Raw genomic sequence first — 20,462 nt, 5'->3', positions numbered from 1 at the left:
ATATATGATTAAAACAGTAGAATTTAAAGTCCTAATCTATTTTTTTGGTAAAGCACTAACAGCGCTAATATCTTTGGCTATAATCCCATTATTTATTAAATGGTTTGGAGAAGAAAACTATGGTAATTATATTATAATATATGTTACTTTTTTAATTTTTGTTTCTGGATCTATAGGTTGGGTCAATCAGTCCATAATAAAATATCATGGTGAGTATATAGATAGAAAGGTTTTCTATGGAAAAGCACATAGTATTTCTTTTGTAATGGCGTTAATATCTGTTGTACCTCTTTTGATAGTTGTTTCTTTAAATATTCAAGAAGAAACTATTCTTCTTATATTTTTAATTGCGATTGGGTACATATCAGCCTGTATTTATACTTCTAAATTAATTGAAACACAAGCGGAATTAAAATCTTTGAGGTTTTCCATAGCTGAGATAATTAGGCTTTTAGGTTTTGTTTTATGTGTCGTTGGACTAAAAACATTATCTCTTTTTAATGTACTTGAAACCTTGTTTTTATCCCTGTTTATTAGTTATATGTCTTCGTATATTTATTTGGTTAAATCAATAAAAATAAAATTTATTTCTGTTGATTTTTCTATGGTTAAGAAGTTTTTAAGTTTTGGCTTACCATTAAGTATTTGGATGGTCTTTTCACCAAGCGCAAACGGTATTGAGAAATATATTGTAAAAAGTTATTTAGGCGTTATTGTTTTAGCCCAATACGCAGCAGTTTACGATGTAATATTTAAAATCTTCACTCAACTGGTAAACCCAATTAATAGCGTTTACCAACCTTTACTTATGAATATTCATAGTAGTGGAGATAAAGTACTATTTAAAAAAACACTTAAGAGAGGGTTAATTACTTTAATGCTAATATGTTTACCATTTTTAGGGCTATTATTTTATTTTCAAGACTTTATTTTAAGAAAGTATTTGGGCTTTACAGATGAAAACAACATTATCCTTCTTAAAAAAATAGTCATTCCTTTAGCTGTTAGCGCGATAATATGGCAACTAGCTATTATATTGCAGAAAAAACTTGAAGCATTAGAAAAAACTAAAATTTTAACTTTATACATAGTAATTGTTGTTTTACTGAGCTCTCTTTGTTCTATTTGGCTTCTTCCAAAATATGATTTTAGTATTTTATCTTATATTAACCTTTTAGCCAGTATTGTTTATCTATTATTAATTTACATTACAAATATTTTTTATAGTGAGAAAGGATAAGTTTTTAGTCAACAAAAAAAAGCTTACAGAGCTTATAGAGTATAATTTTTTATACTACATACCTATTACTATAATTTTTTTTAACCCTACAAAATACCTTCTAAAAGTAGTTTCATTACCTGAGTTATTTATTTATATTCATATTACTTTATTTTTCTTATATATTTATATAAAGAAAAAAATAACAGTAAATATTGGCTCGATATTTTTATTCATACTAATTATATTTTCTATAATTTCATTATTAATTAATGACTTTCATGATATTTCCTCTAAAATAAAGTACCAATTACGTTGGGCACAATACTTTTCTGTTTTTGTTTTAACAATAAACTATATAAATAAAGTATCCATTCAATACTTAATTAAAGGTCTATATACTGCAACTTGGATTGTCTGCGTTTATGGTATACTTCAAACAGTTTTTTTAGAGTTTATGTTACCAACTATTTTTTGGGTTAATAATTTTCCTGATTATATTTTAATATCTTTTAGGACTATTTCTACTTTTTCAAACCCTTTGAATTTATGTGCTTTTTTAGTTTTTCCATTAGGTGTTATGCAATTCCAAAAAAACAAAACATGGAAAAACAAACTATTAGTGCTATTAATTTATTTAACATTAATATTAACGGCTTCAAAATTAGCTGTACTAATAATTATAATATGTCTTTTAGTTTATCTTAGAAAACATGTTAAAGCAATTGTTTATTCTTCATTTTTTCTTAGTATTGCATTATTCATAGTTAGCTTTAGTGAGACTTTTCAGGATAAATTAAAATCTAGTTTTAGAATTTACGAAAGATTAAATAACAGTAGATTATTTGACGGTAGCATAAACCAACGAAAATATATTTTAGATTCTTCCATAGAAATGATAAAAGACAATCCTATTTTTGGAATTGGATATGGTAATTTTAGAGAAGTTTATCTTAATGGTTACAAACATGAAAATGCATCTGCTTCGTTGTCTTCTTTTACCTCCGAATTTTTTTTAGTAGATTTTTACTTAGATAATGGATTGTTTCCATTTATTATAATTCTATCAATGTTTCTTTATGTTTTTTACGTTGGCTTTAAATCTAAGAATCTATTTATAAAGCAATTTTCATTTGCGCTTTTCCTTTTTTTTATTTGCGGTTTTATCTTAAGTACTAGGGCTATAACGTTACTATTTACTATGTTTATTTTCTTTGCAGGAATATTTAAACTTACATCTATATATAAACATGAGCCACAATAGAATTGAACTTAGTATAATCATTGTAAATTATTATTCAGAAGAATTAGTTAATCAATGTGTACAATCAATAATTGAGTTTAGTGCATTAGACGAAATTCAAATTATTATAGTCGATAATGGCTCTAACTCCTCGATTTTAAGCAATTTTAAAGACAAGGCAATTAAAATTGTTAAAAACAGAAAGAACGAGGGGTTTGGTGCTGCATGTAATCTAGGAGTTGAGGCCTCTAAGTCAGAATATTTATTGTTTTTGAACCCAGACACAAAAGTGTTTAAAAACTCCTTATCTAAAGCTATTAGTGTTATTAAAGAGAAACCAGAAATTACTGTGTTAGGTTGTAAACAAATAGATGAGAATAAAATTACACATAGAAGTTGTGCTAGATACCTAACAGTAAATAGGTATATAAACAAACTGCTTAAGCTTAACATCTTGTTTCCTAATGTTTTTAAAGGTGTTCATATGAGTGATTGGGACCACGAATCATCCAAATATGTTGATCACGTTATAGGGGCATTTTACTTGATTAGAAGGAAAGATTTTTTAGAATCAAATGGGTTTAGTAAAGATTATTTTGTGTATTATGAAGATTTAGACTTATCTAAACGAATAGTAGATAATGGTGGTAAAATTTATTACGATTCAACAATAGAAATTTTTCACCAAGGAGGTGGAGCATCAGAAAGCGTTAAGGCAGAAAGACTTTTTTATTCTCTAGACTCCATCTTGATCTTTAGCAAAAAACATTTAAGTTGCTTCAAATATGTTATCATGTTTATTATTATTATTTTTATTGAGCCTTTATTAAGACTATTTTCAGAAATGATCAAGTTGGATTTAAAAGGCTTTTTTGAGGTTTTTAAGAGCTACAAATTGCTTTACATTAAAAGGTTTGGTTTTGCAAATCGATAAGAACGACTAATTTAAACCAGTTATGCAAACACCTAAAGAAAGTGAGGACTACTATCAAAAGTGATTTTTTTATTTCGCTCGAGTAAAGGATATCTCTCCTTAATATTAAATATTCTTTCTTTTATACTTATATTTTTGTTAGAGTTATCTTATTTACAAGAGCATTTCTATTTGGTATCTTTGCTTTATAGTTGGTTATTTATAATTTATATCTCAAAAAAAATAGTTTCTTAATATTAATACTTAATACTTATTTTGAGTGTTTTATATTTGAACCTAGTATGTATTAATTTAACTTAGATTATGGTTATAAAATTTTTTCCAAAATATACTAAAAAAGGAGCGAGTAGTAGGTATAGGATATACCAATACCAATCTTATTTTAAGAAATATAACTGCAAGATATATCCTTTCTTTGATAGCGATTATAAACCAGCAATATCATATCGAAATTTAAAAGGACTAAGCTATTTATCAAAGCTCTATATAAAAAAGATAATACAAATTTTATTAATTAAACGGAAAGATTTAGTTTTTGTTCAATACGAATTCACACCATTTTTACCATATAACACCTTTTTTTTTATGTTTTTTAAAATAAGGTACATAGTCGATTTTGATGATGCGGCTTTTCACGACTATGATCAGCACAAAAACGCAATAGTTAGAACCCTATTTCAACACAAGATTGAGAAAGTAATAAAAAACGCTAGCCACGTTATTACAGGAAGTCCTTACTTGACAGCTTATGCAACTAAATACAACAATAACATAACTGAAATACCAACATCCATAGATTTAAAAAAATATTATATTAAGGAGCAAAAATTGATGGAAGATAAGTTTGTTATTGGATGGATAGGATCCAGCACAACCTCTAAAAACCTTCTTGATTTAATTCCTGTATTTAATAGATTTATGCAAGAAGGAATAAATTTTGAGCTCCGATTCATAGGTTTTGATAAAAAACTGTCTAAAAATTTTGTTGGTTTACCAATAAGCATAATAGACTGGTCTGAAGCTACTGAGTTGCTAGAAATTCATAAGTTTTCTGTTGGTATAATGCCTCTAGAGAAAAATCAATTTAATAATGGAAAATGCGCCTTTAAGTTAATTCAGTATATGGCATGCTTACAACCAACTATTTCAACTCCATTAGAGGCGAATGTGAAGGTAGATAAAGGAAATGGTAACTTATTTGCTTCAACAGAAGATGAATGGTATTCTGCATTAAAAGAAGTCCAACTTGACCCTATAAAATTCAGAGGAATTGGTTTAAAAAACAGAAAAATAATTGAAGACTTTTATAGTATTCAAGCAAATAGCGAAAGTTATCTAAATTTATTTAAGAATTTTTAATGAATATATTATTTCTCACATTACTAATTATTTTTACTTGTTATTTTTTTTATAGAACTATAAAAAGACACGAATGTTGTTACAAGAGAATTATAATACTACTACTATATATTATTCATATTGTCTCTCTTTTTTTATTTTATAATTTTAATAATGGACAACAGTTCGATAGTTATATTTTTTACGAACGTGCTTTAAATAGTAATAATATTTCAGATTTTACACAACCAGGAAGCAAGTTCATGAGTTTATTAATTTATCCGTTAGTAAAATTAAATATATCGTATTTTAATTTATCGCTTTTTTTTTCTACATTTAGCTTAGTCGGCTTTACATTTTATTTAAATTTTATTTTTTCAAAAATTAAGAAATTAGATAGTAACATATTAATGTTGCTATCGTTATTGTTAATATTAACACCATCATTACATTTTTGGACAGCTGGATTAACAAAAGAAGCACTTGTATTTTATTTCATGAGTATTGTGTTTTTCCAGACAGTTAAAAAAGGTCTTATCAGTTTTCCTTTAATAATATCTTTAGTATTTATTTTACTTATACGTCCTTATTTGTTTGGGATTATTCTTGTATCTTACTTTGTGTTTATTCTCTGTAATATTAAAATGAATAAAATAATGCTAGTTTTACTAGCATTATTGGGAACAATAATAAGTTTACCCATATTAAAAGGGTTCTTAAGAGTTGATAATTTAAACTTTGAAGAGATACAACAAAGCTTCCAACGGATAGTTGTCTACAGTCAAAATAATGGTACATCATCTATAGACTTAGAAAATTCAACATACTTTTACCGTATGTTTTTAGTTTTATTTAAGCCTATTTTTTATGATTCTAAAACGTTTTTTCAATATCTAATATCTATTGAAAACCTAATAACTGCAATAATTTTATTTAAATTTATATTTGAAGTGATAAAAAACAAAGCCTATAAATTTATATTTAAGCAACAAGTATTTTTATCATTAACAGTAATTCTATTAATACTTTTTTTTAGTTCCTATCTTTACAATTTAGGTTTGGCTTCTCGCATGAGAGTTATGTTTATGCCTTACCTATATTTATTGATGTTTACTTTTTATGCTAAAATTAAAAATAATAGAATTTAATGAAACAGAAATTGATAAGAATTACAACTGTTCCAATGTCATTAAATAAATTGCTTGAAGGGCAATTAAACTTTATGAATCAACATTATGACGTTATAGCTGTTTCGTCTGACGATAAGGCTCTAAAAAGGATAGGACAGAAAGAGGGAGTTTCAACATTTAATGTTGAAATGACAAGAAAAATAACACCTTTAAAAGATTTAGCCTCATTAGTAAAACTTTATTTTTTTTTAAAAAAACAAAAGCCAAGAATAGTTCACACACACACTCCAAAAGCAGGTATTATAGGAATGTTAGCAGCTAAACTAGCAAATGTTCCAATTAGACTGCATACGGTTGCTGGTTTACCTTTATTAGAAGCAAAAGGCTTTAAGCGAAAAATACTAAATTATATAGAGAAATTAACTTATAGTTGTGCAAATAGAGTGTATCCTAATTCCTATGGCCTAAAATCAATAATAGAGCAAGAGAATTTTACAGCCTCGGAAAAAATAAAGGTAATTGGAAACGGAAGCTCTAATGGAATAGACACTAATTATTTTAACCCACGACTAATTAATGAAAATGATAAAGAATCTTTAAGAGCAGATTTAAAAGTGTCTAATAAAGATTTTGTGTTTATTTTTGTTGGTAGAATTGTTAGTGATAAGGGAATTAATGAATTGGTAGAATCTTTTAATAAACTAAGTTTAGAACTTAATTCAATAAAATTACTCTTAGTTGGACCTACAGAGGCAGATTTTGATCCCATAAAAGAAAAAACTAATAAGACAATAAATGAGAACATAAAAATAATAACTACAGGTTATCAGCAAGATGTTAGACCATATTTTGCAATATCTAATGTGCTAGTGTTTCCAAGTTATAGAGAAGGATTTCCAAATGTAGTTATGCAAGCTGGAGCTATGGGACTTCCTAGTATAGTTTCGAATATTAATGGTTGTAATGAGATTATTAAAGATAATATTAATGGAAGTATTGTAATGGTGAAGAGTGTAAACTCTCTTTATGATAAAATGAAAAATTACGCAGAAAATACAGAAGAATATAAAAATATCCAAAATAATACTAGAGAAATAATAGTAAACAAATATCAAAGATCTAGCTTTTTCAAAGCTCTTTTAAAAGAATACAAAACATTCGAATAGATATTATATGTATAAGTCTTTTTTTAAACCATTATTAGATTGCATTACTGCCTTATTAGCTTTAATAATCTTTTCACCTATTTTTATTTTTGTATTAGTTTTTTTATTAGTTAATAACAATGGTAAACCCTTTTTTTTCCAACAAAGACCTGGAAAAGATACAAGAATATTCAAAGTTATTAAGTTTAAAACAATGACAGACAAGAAGGATTCCAATGGAGATTTTCTACCAGATGGGAAAAGATTAACCAGTATTGGAAAATTTATAAGAAAAACATCGTTAGATGAACTCCCACAATTAATTAATGTTTTAAAAGGAGATATGAGTATTATTGGGCCAAGACCATTATTGCCAGAATATCTACCTTTATACAATGAAACTCAAAAAAAAAGGCATGATGTAAAGCCAGGAATAACAGGTTGGGCTCAGGTTAATGGAAGAAATGCTATTAGTTGGTCTAAAAAATTTGAATTGGATGTCTGGTATGTAAATAACATAAGTTTAATTCTAGACATTAAAATACTGCTAAAAACAGTTTTAAAAGTAGTAAAATCTGAAGGTATTAACGCTGTTAACGCAGTAACAACCGAAAAATATACAGGAAATAACTAATGAAATATTTATTTGGAGCTAGTGGTCATGCTAAAGTTGTAGTTGATGTTATTAATTCTACTAATAATAAAATTATTGGTGTTTTTGATGACCACCTGCTGTTAGAGAGTTTTCAAGATATTCCATTTTTAGGTAAATTAGAAAAAGACAACAAGGTCTTAAAAAAAGGAGAGTTAATAATTGCTATTGGAAACAATGAAATAAGAAAACAAATTGTAAATAATATTGAATCACGATATTTTACTGCACTACATCGTAATTGTTTTATATCAGCTTACAGTGAAATAGGAAAAGGCACAGTTGTAATGCAATATGTTAGTGTTAATTCTAATGCTAAAATAGGTAATCATTGCATAATAAATACATCTTCGGTAATAGAACATGATTGTGTAATTGAAGACTTTGTGCACGTATCGCCTAATGCCACTTTAACAGGTAATGTAAAAGTTGGAGAAGGCACTCATATTGGCGCAGGCGCAGTCGTTATACCTAATATCAGAATAGGTAAATGGAGTGTAATTGGCGCAGGATCAGTAGTGATAGATGATATTCCAGATTATTCAATAGTTGTTGGTAATCCTGCCAGAATAATTAAAAGCAATAAGAAATGAACTCAAAAATATGGCTCTCATCACCTCATATGGGAGGAAACGAGCAAAACTATATAAAAGAAGCTTTCGACACTAATTGGATAGCACCTTTAGGTCCAAACGTAACTGGATTTGAAAAAGATATAGAAACATATCTTAAAGAAGATATGCATGTTGCAGCATTATCATCAGGAACAGCAGCAATTCACTTAGCATTGGTTCAACTAGGAGTAGATATAGACGATGAGGTAATATGCCAAACCTTTACTTTTTCGGCTTCAGCAAACCCAATAATATATCAAGGCGCAACACCTATATTTATAGACAGCGAATCTGAAACTTGGAACATGTGTCCAATACATCTTGAGGAAGCAATAAAAGCCAGAATATCTAAAGGTAAAAAACCTAAAGCAATAATAATAGTTCACCTTTATGGTATGCCAGCAAAAGTTGACGAGTTATTAGCAGTTGCCATAAAGTATAATATTCCAGTAGTTGAAGATGCTGCTGAAGCATTAGGTTCAACCTATAAAGGAAGAAAATGTGGAACTTTTGGAGACTATTCAATTTTATCTTTTAATGGAAATAAAATAATTACAACTTCGGGTGGCGGAGCAATGGTTTGTAATACTAAAGAAAAAAAGAAAAACACAATTTTTTTAGCAACACAAGCTAGGGACGAAGCAATACATTACGAGCATTCGCAAATTGGTTATAATTATAGAATGAGTAATATTAGTGCAGGAATTGGTCGTGGTCAAATGGAGGTTTTAGATAAGCATATAAAATTGAGACGTGAAATGAATACTTTCTACAAAGAATTATTTAAGGACACAAAAGAGGTAACAGTTTTTACAGAAGTAAATCAAAATAGATTCTCAAATCATTGGTTAAGTTGTATCATTATAGGTGAAAATGCACCTTTTACAAAAAATGAACTGTATCATAAAATGACAGAAGCAAACATAGAAACAAGACCATTATGGAAACCAATGCATCTTCAACCAGTATTTAAAAATGCACCTTATTATGGCTCTAATATAAGCGAGACGTTATTTAATAGTGGACTATGTTTACCAAGTGGATCAAATCTTACCAAACAAGAGAGAGAGAGAATTTATAGAATAGTAGAATCTCTTAAATAAACCTTAATATACTTATTTTGCTTGGAATACGCTGTTATATTTCTATATTGTAATTATAATTATGATATTTGTAGTCCCAATTATAATAGTCTAAATGTTTAGAAAATTAAAACAAGCACTGTTTCAAGTTTTAGAATCTAGTCGAAAAAAGATAGATTTTAAAAATATTAACTATTTGCCACGATGGGCAATACTATGTTTTGACAGCACTATTTTATTAATAGCTTTAGTTATAACTAAAATTATTATTGGAAACCTACAGAACTCTACTCTTTACATATCCTACCTTCCAACAGTTCAAGAATTAATAGTTGTATTTGTAAACATTATATTCTTTATATTTTTTAGAACTTATGCTGGTTTAATAAGGCACTCTACCTTTATAGATGCAGTAAAATTTTTTTTAGCATCTGCGGCAACATTAATTACAACCTTAGGTATTCACTATTTATATTTTGTAATTACTGAGGTTAGTATCTTTCTAGTTCCAGAGATTTTAGTCTACTCAATAATATCATTTTGTGGGTTATTTTTATTTAGAATATTAGTAAAACAAGTTTTCGAAGTCTATATCAACTTACAACATTCAGAAGATCAAATAAATGTATTGGTTTTTGGTACAGACGAGAATGCAATTGCTATTGCCTCAGCATTAAAGTCTGAAAAACCTTCAAGATATAAAGTGCTAGGTTTTATTGATAAAGAAGGGAAAAATAAAAGTAAAGAAATATTAGGGCTTCCAATTGTACACTTACATAGAAAAGTAGCCGTAACCTTAAGAGCAAATGGTGCTCAAGCATTAATAATAGCAGATAATAAACTATCTAAAGAAGAAAGCATAGAAATTATAGACAATTGTTTAGAATATAATTTTAAAGTCTTTAGAGCGCCTTTAATTTCAGATATAGAAAACAATAAAAGCTTATCTAACCAAATTGAAAAAATTCAAATTGAAGATATTCTTGAAAGAGAACCAATAAAATTAGACAACAAGCTAGTAGCAAAAGAAATTTATAATAAATGTATTCTAGTAACAGGAGGAGCAGGATCAATAGGCAGTGAAATTGTTAGACAAGTTGTTAATTATAAACCTAAAAAACTCTTAATTTTAGATAATGCAGAAACACCTCTATATCGCATTCAACATGAAATAAATCAAAATTTTCCAAATTTAGATTTTGAAGCTATTATAACAGATGTAAGAAATAGAGATATTATAGATGATGTTTTTAAAACATATAAACCTAATGTTGTTTATCATGCAGCAGCATATAAGCATGTACCTTTAATGGAAAAACATCCAGCTCAAGCAGTTTTTGCAAATGTTGTAGGTTCAAAAAATATAGCAGATATGGCTTATAAATACAAAGCCGAAAAATTTGTAATGGTATCTACAGATAAAGCTGTTAACCCGAGTAACGTCATGGGAGCATCAAAACGTATTGCAGAAATATATATTCAAGCATTACAAGAAAAATTAAAAACAGATAACAAAATTACAACCCAATACGTTACCACAAGGTTTGGTAATGTATTAGGTTCTAATGGCTCTGTAGTTCCTTTGTTTAAAAAACAAATTGAAGAAGGAGGACCATTAACCATAACACACCCAGACATTATTAGGTACTTCATGACTATTCCAGAAGCTTGCCAACTGGTAATAGAAGCAGGAGCAATGGGAAATGGAGGCGAAGTTTTTATTTTTGATATGGGAGAAGCAGTAAAAATTATCGACTTAGCAAAAAAGATAATTCGTCTAGCTGGATTTACACCTTATAAAGAAATAGATATTAAAGTTATAGGTTTAAGACCAGGAGAAAAGTTATACGAAGAGCTTTTAAACGACAACTGTCAAACTTTACCAACGTACAACGAAAAAATAATGATAGCCAAAATAGAAAGCTATGATTACAACATAATTAACAAGCTAATTTTAGATCTCGCAGATATAGCCAAAGAAGGCACCAAAAAGGAAATAGTACTTAAAATGAAAGACATCGTACCAGAGTTTTTAAGTATGAATTCAGATTTTGAGAGACTAGACAAAAAAATAGTTTAAAATTTAAATATTATAGCTTCATTAGTTTGAAGCTTTTTTAATATAATTAGTATAATTCCCCATATGAAAATAGCAGTTATAGGTACAGGATATGTAGGCTTAGTAACAGGTACCTGCCTTGCAGAAACAGGAAACGATGTGCTTTGTATAGATATAGATGAGAATAAAGTTAAACAAATGCAGAACGGTAAAGTACCAATTTACGAGCCACATTTAGATGTTTTATTCGAAAGAAATATTAAAGCGAATCGCTTAAGGTTTTCAACAAATTTATACGAAGGGTTAGAACATGGAGATATTATATTTTTAGCTTTACCAACACCAGAAGATGAAGATGGTTCGGCCGACTTAAAGTATATTTTAGGAGTAGCAAACAATATTGGTAAACTTATAAAAGACTATAAAGTAATTGTCGATAAAAGTACTGTACCAGTTGGTACATCAGAAAAAGTAGAAGCAGCTATTGCTAAAAATGCAACTGTAGATTTTGATGTGGTGTCTAACCCAGAATTTTTAAGAGAAGGATTTGCCGTAGACGATTTTTTAAAACCAGAACGTATAGTTGTAGGCGCAAGTAGTGAAAAAGCTATTAAGCTTATGGAAAAACTATACAAGCCATACGTGCGCTCAGGAAACCCAATAATTATAATGGACGAGAAGTCTGCTGAACTTACTAAATATGCCTCAAATGCCTTTTTAGCAGCAAAAATAACATTCATGAACGAGATTGCTAATTTTTGTGAAAAGGTTGGTGCAGATGTCGATAAGGTAAGAATAGGAATGGGAACAGATTCTAGAATAGGAAAACGCTTCTTATTCCCAGGCATTGGTTATGGTGGTTCTTGTTTTCCAAAAGATGTTAAAGCATTGCACAAATCTGGAAAAGATAATAATTATAATTTTCAAATTTTAGACGCAGTGATTAACGTTAATGCAAGACAAAAACTTGTATTAATTCCTAAAATAGAGTCTCATTTTAATAACGATTTAAAAGGAAAAAATATCGCTATTTGGGGATTAGCATTTAAACCCGAAACCGACGATATTCGAGAAGCGCCTGCACTTTTCATGATAGATAGCTTATTACAATCTGGTGCTAATATTACAGCTTTCGATCCCGAGGCTATGCCAAATGTTAAAAGAAAGTTGGGCGATAAAATTAACTATGCAGAAAGTATGTATCAAGCCATAGAACATGCAGACGCTTTAGTAATCTGTACCGAATGGAGTATTTTTAGAACACCAAATACAGACAAAATGAAGCTAGCAATGAACAGTAATGTTATTTTTGATGGTCGTAATTTATACGATGTTAAAGACATTGAAAACGAAGGTTTTAAATACGTATCAATAGGAAGATAATGAGTTTAAAAAAAGTATTAATAACTGGAGCAGCAGGATTTTTAGGCTCACATTTGTGCGATCGCTTTATTAAAGAAGGCTATCATGTTATTGGTATGGATAACTTTATAACTGGAGATATTAAAAATATAGTACATCTTCAAGACCATCCTAATTTTAGCTTTATTAAACATGATGTAACAGAGTTTATTAACATAAATGGAGATTTAGACTACATTTTACATTTTGCATCTCCTGCAAGCCCTATAGATTACCTTAAAATCCCAATTCAAACACTTAAAGTAGGCTCTTTAGGAACCCATAATTTACTAGGTTTAGCAAAAGCCAAAAAAGCTAGATTACTCATTGCCTCAACATCAGAAGTTTATGGAGATCCCTTGGTGCATCCTCAAACAGAGGAGTATCATGGAAATGTAAACACCATTGGCCCAAGAGGTGTTTATGATGAAGCTAAACGTTTTCAAGAATCTATAACAATGGCTTACCATAGATTTCATGGATTAGAAACACGTATAGTTCGTATTTTTAATACCTATGGACCAAGAATGAGACTAAACGATGGTCGTGTAATCCCTGCTTTTATGGGACAAGCATTACGAGGAGAGGATTTAACCGTTTTTGGAGATGGATTGCAAACACGTTCGTTTTGCTATGTAGACGATCAGGTTGAAGGTATATATAAGTTACTATTAAGCGACTATAGTCATCCTATTAATATTGGAAATCCAAACGAGATTACAATAAAAGATTTTGCAGAGGAAATTATTAAACTTACAAATACAACACAGAAAGTAATTTATAAAGATTTACCTGTTGATGATCCTATGCAAAGGCAACCAGATATTACCTTAGCTAGAACGTTGCTAGGTTGGCAACCAAAAGTAGGAAGAGCAGAAGGTATGAAAATTACCTTTGATTATTTTAAAAGTCTAAGTAAAGATGAACTCTATAAAAGCGAACACAAAGACTTTTCAAGTTATAATAACAAGTAGCAAATGGAATACATACGCGGAAGATATTCTTGGTTAATAAGACCACTTTTAGTGTTTTTCGACCTTTTTGTTATTAATTTTCTTGCGTTTTATTCGTTTAATTTTAATGAAGAAAACTTACACTTTTTCTCTTCGGCTTACTTAAATAACAAACACCTTCTTTACATTGTTTATTCCTTTTTATTCTGGATGTTCTCAACGTCTTTTATTAGTTTTTATAGTGTTTATAGATACACTTCAGCATTAAATATTTTATCACTTTTAGTTAAACAGTTTCTAATATTTTCAATCTTAGTATACGCATTTATTGGTATTTTTAGAAGTGTTAACATTCAGGCTTTTATAACCTTTAAATATTTAACATCTTCATTTGCAATCATTGCTTTTATAAAACTTTTAAGCTATTATATGCTTAGAGCTTATAGATTAAAATTAAAAGGAAACGTAAGAAGAGTTGTTATTATTGGCGACACTGAAGGAGCAAACGAATTAAAAACAATTTTTCTTCAAAAAAAAGAACTAGGCTACAAACTATTAGCGCGTTTTAGTAATAGTAAAGCAGAAGATATTACCGGAAATTTAAAAGAAAGTTTTTCTTTTTTAGAAGCTAATGATGGTATTGATGAAGTGTATTGTGCTATAGATGAACTTACTGAAAACCAAGTAAACGAATTTGTAAAGTATGCCAATATCCATCATTGTAATATTAAATTTATTCCTGAAACTAAAAAGCTATTTTCTAAGCGTTTAAAAACTGATTTTTACAATTATCTTCCTGTGTTGTCCATACAACAAGTCGCAATAAATCATGATTTTAATAAATTAGTAAAACGAACTTTCGATGTTTTGTTTTCGATATTTATTATTGTTTTTATTTTGTCTTGGGTTTCCGTTCTTTTATTTATTTTAATAAAAATTGAATCTAAAGGCCCTTTATTTTATAAGCATAAGCGTAATGGAATAAATTATAAAGAATTTAATTGTTATAAGTTTAGATCACTAAGAACAGTTAAAGAAGTTAAAGGCACTTACGTTAAGCAAAACGATAACAGGCTTACTAAAATTGGCAAGTTTCTACGCCAAACAAGTATAGACGAGTTACCACAATTTATTAATGTTCTTAAAGGAGATATGTCAGTTGTAGGACCAAGACCACATATGTTATCTTATACTGAAGACTATTCTAAAAAAATAGATAAATATAATTTTATTTTTCGTCATCATGTAAAACCAGGAATCACTGGCTTAGCCCAAATAAAAGGTTATAGAGGTGAAATTAAAAATGACGAAGACATAATTAACCGTATAAAATTCGATAATTTTTATATTGAAAACTGGTCGCTATTATTAGATATTAAAATAATAATTCAAACTACTTTAAATATTTTTAGAGGTCAAGAAAAAGCCTATTAATTGTGAGCCAACTCGTTTCTATAATAACACCACTTTATAATTCGGAAGCGTTTATTATCCAAACAATTCATTCTGTTTTACAACAATCTTATACCAATTGGGAGCTTGTTTTAATAGACGATTGTTCTACAGATAACACTATTACTATTGTAAATAATTTTATTGCAGGAAACAACCAAATTAAGCTTATTAAAAACAAAGAGAACCAAGGTGCTGCAGTATCTAGAAACAAAGGCGTAATGGCAGCCAAAGGTGATTACATCGCGTTTTTAGATGCAGATGATCTTTGGAAACCTAAAAAATTAGAGAAACAGATCGCTTTTATGCAAGATCAAGGTTGTGAGGTCTGTTTTTATAGTTACGAGCAAATTGACGAAAAAGGTAAACCTTTAAACAAATTAATAAAAGCACTACCTGTTTTAACGTATAAGAAATATTTAAAAAGTAATTATATAGTTAACTTAACAGGAATTTACAACGCAAAGAAACTGGGCAAAGTAAAAGCGCCTAATCTGCGCAAACGCCAAGATTGGTTATTATGGTTAAAAGCTATAGAACTTTCAGGTAAACCAGCTAAAAGCTTGGAAGAATCTCTAGCACTTTACCGTGTTAGAGACAACTCTATATCTTCTAACAAATTAGAATTGTTAAAACACAATTATTGGGTTTATAAAAAAGGCCTTAGTTTTTCTACAACTAAATCTATCTATTATATGCTTATTTTTCTATACGAACATTTTTTTATAAAAAGCAAACAAACAATTACTTTACGTAAGAAATAAACTGTTTTACTTTACCGCTTTTAGCTCGCTCTAAGCTTTCTTTTCTTTCAAAAGAAACGGTTAAACCAGGTTCTAAATACTCATCTAACGCTTTTTTTACAGTAGCTTTTTGTACTTCAGTTAGTGCTTCGTCTGCAACATAACTCACTTTAAATGTATCGAGTTTAAATTGTTCTAGCATAAACTCTTTTATTTTAGAAGTGTCTTCAATAACCGTTTTAGTAACATAATACATGGTAAAACCAGCAGCAGTTTTTCCGCTTGGCAAGTTTAATGTATCGTTGGTTCTTCCTGATAAAGATTCTAGAATTGGTTGATGTAAGGTGCTTGATTTTGAAAGCGTACCAATATCACCTAAATCGTAGCGAATAAAAGGATGTGCTTTGTTATACAGAGACGTAATAACTATTCTTCCTTCATTTCCAAAAGGCAAGATATTGTTATTTTTATCCAGAATTTCAACATATAAATCGTCACTATTAATAAGCCATTTATCGTCTTTATTTTGAAAAGCAATTAAGCCCAATTCGGCACAACCGTATTCGTTAATTACTGGTACTCCAAATTGTTTTTCTAGAAGTTTTTTATCGTTTTCAAACAAAGTTTCAGAGGTAGCTATACAAGCTTTTAGGCTGCCACAGTTGTCTTTTAAAACACTATTTTTGCGTTCTAAATATTTTGCAAAAAGTGTTAATACATTAGAATAACCATAAAGGTATTCAAAGTTAGTATTACCAAATAATTTTACATTTTTAGCGAGTTGCTTATCACTCATATCAAAAACCGAAAACCGAAACCTATTACTCAATTTATCTTTTAGTCTTTCTTTATAATAACTCATTTTATTTAAAGGAATACCGTAAAAACGCGCTTGCTTAGAACTATTTAAATCTAAATCATGCTAACGGTATCTATCCATAAAAACAGCCCAAGATAAAGCATGAGAAAATTGATCTTTAGCAAACGAAAGCGGATAACCAGAAGAACCAGATGTATTATTTATTTGGCAGTTTTTTTTTGTAAAACCACTAGAAAGCCTATTATTTAAAGGTTGCTGTAAATCACGTTTAGTCAAAACAGGAATACTGTTCCAATCTTTCACATTTGCATGTGCTGCAAATTTTTTATAAAACGGATTGTGTTGTAAATGATGGGTTACAATTTCTGTTCTTTTATCTAAGATATATTGTGTTTTCTCTTTAGGAGATAACACCTTAATTTTCTCCAAAGCAAGCTTTGCTTTATGTATTGGAAAGCCTTTTAGTTTTAATGAAAGATTAAATAGATTCAAAAGAAAAAATTATAAATATGAATTTGTAAAGGAAATAATTATTTTTGCCCAAACAACTACAACTATGAACATTTTAATACTTGGCTCAGGCGGAAGAGAACATACCATCGCTTGGAAAATTGCACAAAGCAACAACTGTAGAAACCTTTATGTTGCTCCTGGCAACTCTGGAACTGCCGAAATTGCTACTAATGTTCCTGTTAGCGTAACTGATTTTCAAGCTATAAAAACGGTTGTATTAAACAATAATATTTCCATGGTTATTGTAGGCCCAGAAGATCCTTTAGTATTTGGTATTCATGATTTCTTCTTAGATGACGAAGCGCTTAAAAACGTTGCGGTTATTGGGCCACAAAAGGCTGCGGCCGAATTAGAAGGTAGTAAGGAATTTGCTAAAGAATTTTTAATTAAGCACAACATACCAACAGCAGCTTACCAAAGTTTTAATGCCAATACTGTTGAAGATGGTTATGCGTTTTTAGAGACACTAAAACCACCTTATGTATTAAAAGCAGATGGTTTAGCAGCTGGAAAAGGAGTGGTTATTTTAGAAGATATTAAAGAAGCCAAAGCCGAACTAAAAGCCATGCTAGTAGATTCTAAATTTGGTAATGCTAGTGCTAAAGTTGTTATTGAGGAGTTTTTAGACGGTATAGAATTAAGCTGTTTTGTATTAACAGACGGTAAACATTATAAAATTCTACCTACAGCAAAAGATTATAAGCGTATTGGTGAAGGTGATACTGGTTTAAATACTGGTGGAATGGGAGCCATTTCTCCTGTACCTTTTGCAGATAACGTTTTCATGACTAAAATTAAAGAACGTATTGTAATACCAACTATTAACGGATTACAAAAAGATAATTTACCATATAAAGGCTTTGTTTTTATTGGTTTAATTAAAGTGGGAGCCGATCCTTTTGTTATAGAATATAATGTGCGTTTAGGTGATCCTGAAACAGAAGTCGTTTTACCACGTTTAAAAAATGATTTGGTAGAGGTTTTTCAAGCAGTAGCTAATCAAACTTTAGATACAATTGATATTGAAATAGACGAGCGCGCTGCAACAACAGTTATGCTTGTTTCTGGAGGTTATCCAGAAGCTTACGAGAAAGGAAAAGAAATTTTTGGTATAGAAAACGTAGAGGATTCTATCGTTTTTCATGCTGGAGCACAAATAAAAGACAATAAAATCGTAACCTCTGGTGGACGCGTAATGGCAATAACTAGCTATGGAAAAACGTACCAAGAGGCCATAAAAAAATCTTATCAAAACATAGAAAAACTACATTTTGATAAGATGAATTATAGAAAAGATATTGGTTTCGATTTATAAGTAAGAATGAGAAGTGATACTTTTATCTTCCTCATTATTACTACTAAATGATTTTAATTGCAGCATCCAGTATACAAAAGCTGCCATTCCAATAATTGCAAAAAGCCAGTTAACAGCATTTGCTGCAAACCAGTTTTCTAGTTCTAATGCTCTAAACATATCGTATGGTGCAAAAGCAACATTTACAAAAAAGTCTTGTATGCCGTAAAAAAAATCTTTCATAAGTAGTATATTATTAAAACACAAAAATACAAAAACAGATAATGATAACAAGTATTTTTACAAAATCTAAACCAATTAATTTTTTAGTTGTTTTTTCGTGGTGCTTATTAGCGTTGTTTATAGCAATTAATAAGCACAGTGATTTTAATTTTAACACAGTGTCAGCTTTTAAATTTTTTGCTGTTTTCTTGTGTTGCTTTTTATCGGTTTTATTAGTAGATTTTATAGTTTCTAAAAACTCATTATCTATAAAAGGTAATACCGAAATTTTATTGTTTAGTTCGTTTTTATTAACTATACCACAGGTGCTTACAGACTGGGAAATTGTATTATCTAATTTTTTTGTGCTTTTAGCTTTAAGACGTATTCTTAGTTTAAGAACCCAAAAAGAACAAGTAAAAAAACTATTTGATGCAGGCTTTTTAATTGGTTTGGCAAGCGTATTTTATTTTTGGTCGATTCTGTTTTTTCTACTCATTTTTAGTGCACTTTTATTTTATGCAGAATCCGAAATTAAAAAATGGCTTATTCCTTTTTTAGGATTAACGGCTACGGTAATAATTGCAGTTGGTTTTTCGCTACTTTACAACAACGATTTTTTTACAACCCTAAATATAAATCCAATTGTAGGATATAATTTTACAGCCTATAATTCTGTTCAATTTATTTCAGTAATTACAGTGTTGCTGTCATTTGGCTTATGGTCCTCCTTGTTTTATTTAAAAGATTTAAAAAAGAAAGCAAAAACCTATAGACCTTCATACAAAGTAGTATTTGTAGCCTGTATAATCGCTACAATAGTTTTAATTATTGCTAATAAAAAAGATGGGAGTGAATTTTTATTTTTGTTCGCACCTTTAAGTATTATTATTTCAAACTATATAGAAACTATAGAAGAAAAATGGTTTAAAGAAGTCTTTTTTTTGGCACTTTTAGTACTACCTTTTGTTTTATTAATGCTGTAATTTCTCTCCAAAAGCTAAATCTCCTGCATCACCTAAGCCAGGAACAATATAACCTTTACTATTAAGATATTTGTCTATTGTAGCAATCCATAAATGGGTGTTTTCTGGAAAATTTTTAGCTACAAAATCAATCCCTTCTTGAGCTCCAATTACAGCAGCTAAATGAATTTCTTTTGGAGTACCAAAAGGTTTCAAGGCTTCAAAAGTAGCCAATAGCGATTGTCCTGTTGCAACCATTGGGTCTGCAAGAATTAATGTTTTACCTTCTAAACTTGGGCACGCTAAATACTCGACAACAATTTCGAATGTTTCAGGTTTTTCTAAATGATGTCTATAGGCAGAAATAAAAGCATTTTCGGCAGTATCAAAATAGTTTAATAAGCCATTATGTAAAGGCACACCAGCTCTTAATACAGAACATAAAACGACCTCGTTTTCTATGGTTTGCACTTCAGTTTCAGCTAATGGAGTCGTTATCTTTTTAGGTTCAAAACTAAAAGATTTACTCATTTCATAACCTAATATTTCACCTATACGTTCTATATTTCGCCTAAAACGCATACTGTCTTTTTGAATGTTAACATCACGTATTTCAGCAATAAAAGTGTTTAAAATTGAATTTTCTTCAGATAAATTATGAGTAAGCATAGGTTTGAAATAAC

General features: G+C 29.2%; 20 protein-coding genes. 16 read left to right on the top strand and 4 right to left on the bottom strand.

Annotated elements, in window-relative coordinates:
- Positions 1–4 precede the first annotated feature (4 nt).
- The 14 genes from P8H50_RS06050 to P8H50_RS05985 all read left to right on the top strand — a co-directional run bounded on the left by P8H50_RS06050 (position 5) and on the right by P8H50_RS05985 (position 15,986).
- Positions 5–1,240, top strand: coding sequence for an oligosaccharide flippase family protein (locus tag P8H50_RS06050; protein ID WP_300206654.1), 1,236 nt, complete (start codon positions 5–7; stop codon positions 1,238–1,240).
- Positions 1,241–1,799: 559 nt separating this feature from the next.
- Positions 1,800–2,483 (top strand): O-antigen ligase family protein, encoded by a 684-nt coding sequence (locus P8H50_RS06045; protein WP_300206652.1) that lies wholly within the window; start codon positions 1,800–1,802, stop codon positions 2,481–2,483.
- Positions 2,470–3,396 carry a glycosyltransferase family 2 protein gene (locus tag P8H50_RS06040; protein ID WP_300206650.1) on the top strand — a complete coding sequence of 309 codons (927 nt, stop codon included), beginning with the start codon at positions 2,470–2,472 and terminating at the stop codon, positions 3,394–3,396. Before P8H50_RS06045 ends, P8H50_RS06040 begins: the two co-directional genes overlap by 14 nt.
- 585 nt (positions 3,397–3,981) lie before the next feature.
- Positions 3,982–4,755 carry a glycosyltransferase gene (locus P8H50_RS06035; RefSeq protein ID WP_300206648.1) on the top strand — a complete coding sequence of 258 codons (774 nt, stop codon included), beginning with the start codon at positions 3,982–3,984 and terminating at the stop codon, positions 4,753–4,755.
- A gap of 242 nt (positions 4,756–4,997) precedes the next feature.
- Positions 4,998–5,882, top strand: a complete 885-nt coding sequence (locus P8H50_RS06030; protein WP_300206646.1) for a hypothetical protein — start codon at positions 4,998–5,000, stop codon at positions 5,880–5,882.
- Positions 5,882–7,030 (top strand): glycosyltransferase family 4 protein, encoded by a 1,149-nt coding sequence (locus tag P8H50_RS06025; RefSeq protein WP_300206644.1) that lies wholly within the window; start codon positions 5,882–5,884, stop codon positions 7,028–7,030. The genes P8H50_RS06030 and P8H50_RS06025 overlap by 1 nt, the downstream gene beginning before the upstream one ends.
- 7 nt (positions 7,031–7,037) lie before the next feature.
- Positions 7,038–7,643 carry a sugar transferase gene (locus tag P8H50_RS06020; RefSeq protein ID WP_300206642.1) on the top strand — a complete coding sequence of 202 codons (606 nt, stop codon included), beginning with the start codon at positions 7,038–7,040 and terminating at the stop codon, positions 7,641–7,643.
- Positions 7,643–8,254: an acetyltransferase gene (locus tag P8H50_RS06015; RefSeq protein WP_300206640.1), complete on the top strand. Its 612-nt coding sequence runs from the start codon at positions 7,643–7,645 to the stop codon at positions 8,252–8,254. The genes P8H50_RS06020 and P8H50_RS06015 overlap by 1 nt, the downstream gene beginning before the upstream one ends.
- The gene (locus tag P8H50_RS06010) at positions 8,251–9,378 is read left to right on the top strand and encodes an aminotransferase class I/II-fold pyridoxal phosphate-dependent enzyme (RefSeq protein ID WP_300206638.1); all 1,128 of its coding nucleotides are present in this window, start codon (positions 8,251–8,253) and stop codon (positions 9,376–9,378) included. Before P8H50_RS06015 ends, P8H50_RS06010 begins: the two co-directional genes overlap by 4 nt.
- Positions 9,379–9,472: 94 nt before the next feature.
- Positions 9,473–11,437 (top strand): nucleoside-diphosphate sugar epimerase/dehydratase, encoded by a 1,965-nt coding sequence (locus tag P8H50_RS06005; protein WP_300206636.1) that lies wholly within the window; start codon positions 9,473–9,475, stop codon positions 11,435–11,437.
- Between the two features lie 63 nt (positions 11,438–11,500).
- Positions 11,501–12,799, top strand: a complete 1,299-nt coding sequence (locus P8H50_RS06000) for a UDP-glucose/GDP-mannose dehydrogenase family protein (protein ID WP_300206634.1) — start codon at positions 11,501–11,503, stop codon at positions 12,797–12,799.
- Positions 12,799–13,791 (top strand): UDP-glucuronic acid decarboxylase family protein, encoded by a 993-nt coding sequence (locus tag P8H50_RS05995; RefSeq protein ID WP_300206631.1) that lies wholly within the window; start codon positions 12,799–12,801, stop codon positions 13,789–13,791. The genes P8H50_RS06000 and P8H50_RS05995 overlap by 1 nt, the downstream gene beginning before the upstream one ends.
- A 3-nt stretch (positions 13,792–13,794) precedes the next feature.
- A complete protein-coding gene (locus P8H50_RS05990) occupies positions 13,795–15,204 on the top strand; it encodes an exopolysaccharide biosynthesis polyprenyl glycosylphosphotransferase (protein WP_300206628.1) in 1,410 nt (469 codons plus the stop codon).
- Between the two features lie 2 nt (positions 15,205–15,206).
- Complete coding sequence (locus tag P8H50_RS05985) at positions 15,207–15,986, top strand: glycosyltransferase family 2 protein (protein WP_300206626.1); 780 nt, start codon at positions 15,207–15,209, stop codon at positions 15,984–15,986.
- Here P8H50_RS05985 and P8H50_RS05980 read toward each other — a convergent pair.
- A complete protein-coding gene (locus tag P8H50_RS05980) occupies positions 15,967–16,827 on the bottom strand; it encodes a hypothetical protein (protein WP_366900960.1) in 861 nt (286 codons plus the stop codon). The genes P8H50_RS05985 and P8H50_RS05980 overlap by 20 nt on opposite strands.
- 60 nt (positions 16,828–16,887) lie before the next feature.
- Positions 16,888–17,277: a hypothetical protein gene (locus tag P8H50_RS11045; RefSeq protein ID WP_366900959.1), complete on the bottom strand. Its 390-nt coding sequence runs from the start codon at positions 17,275–17,277 to the stop codon at positions 16,888–16,890.
- A gap of 64 nt (positions 17,278–17,341) precedes the next feature.
- Between P8H50_RS11045 and purD the strand changes: the two genes are divergently transcribed.
- A complete protein-coding gene (purD, locus tag P8H50_RS05975; protein WP_300206624.1) occupies positions 17,342–18,613 on the top strand; it encodes a phosphoribosylamine--glycine ligase in 1,272 nt (423 codons plus the stop codon).
- Here purD and P8H50_RS05970 read toward each other — a convergent pair.
- Positions 18,608–18,835 (bottom strand): uracil phosphoribosyltransferase, encoded by a 228-nt coding sequence (locus P8H50_RS05970; protein ID WP_300206622.1) that lies wholly within the window; start codon positions 18,833–18,835, stop codon positions 18,608–18,610. The two genes, purD and P8H50_RS05970, sit on opposite strands and share 6 nt — an antisense overlap.
- 41 nt (positions 18,836–18,876) lie before the next feature.
- Here P8H50_RS05970 and P8H50_RS05965 point away from each other — a divergent pair, with 41 nt between their 5' ends.
- Positions 18,877–19,800, top strand: a complete 924-nt coding sequence (locus tag P8H50_RS05965; RefSeq protein WP_300206620.1) for a DUF6427 family protein — start codon at positions 18,877–18,879, stop codon at positions 19,798–19,800.
- On the opposite strand, the gene upp is transcribed toward P8H50_RS05965, so the two are convergent.
- The gene (upp, locus tag P8H50_RS05960; RefSeq protein ID WP_300206618.1) at positions 19,789–20,448 is read right to left on the bottom strand and encodes a uracil phosphoribosyltransferase; all 660 of its coding nucleotides are present in this window, start codon (positions 20,446–20,448) and stop codon (positions 19,789–19,791) included. The genes P8H50_RS05965 and upp overlap by 12 nt on opposite strands.
- Between the last annotated feature and the right edge of the window lie 14 nt (positions 20,449–20,462).

The sequence above is a fragment of the Lacinutrix sp. genome, assembly GCF_029238095.1.
Taxonomy (GTDB): Bacteria; Bacteroidota; Bacteroidia; order Flavobacteriales; family Flavobacteriaceae; genus Lacinutrix.
Note: the sequence above shows the minus strand (reverse complement) of the source record. Positions and strands in the feature narration are given on the sequence as shown.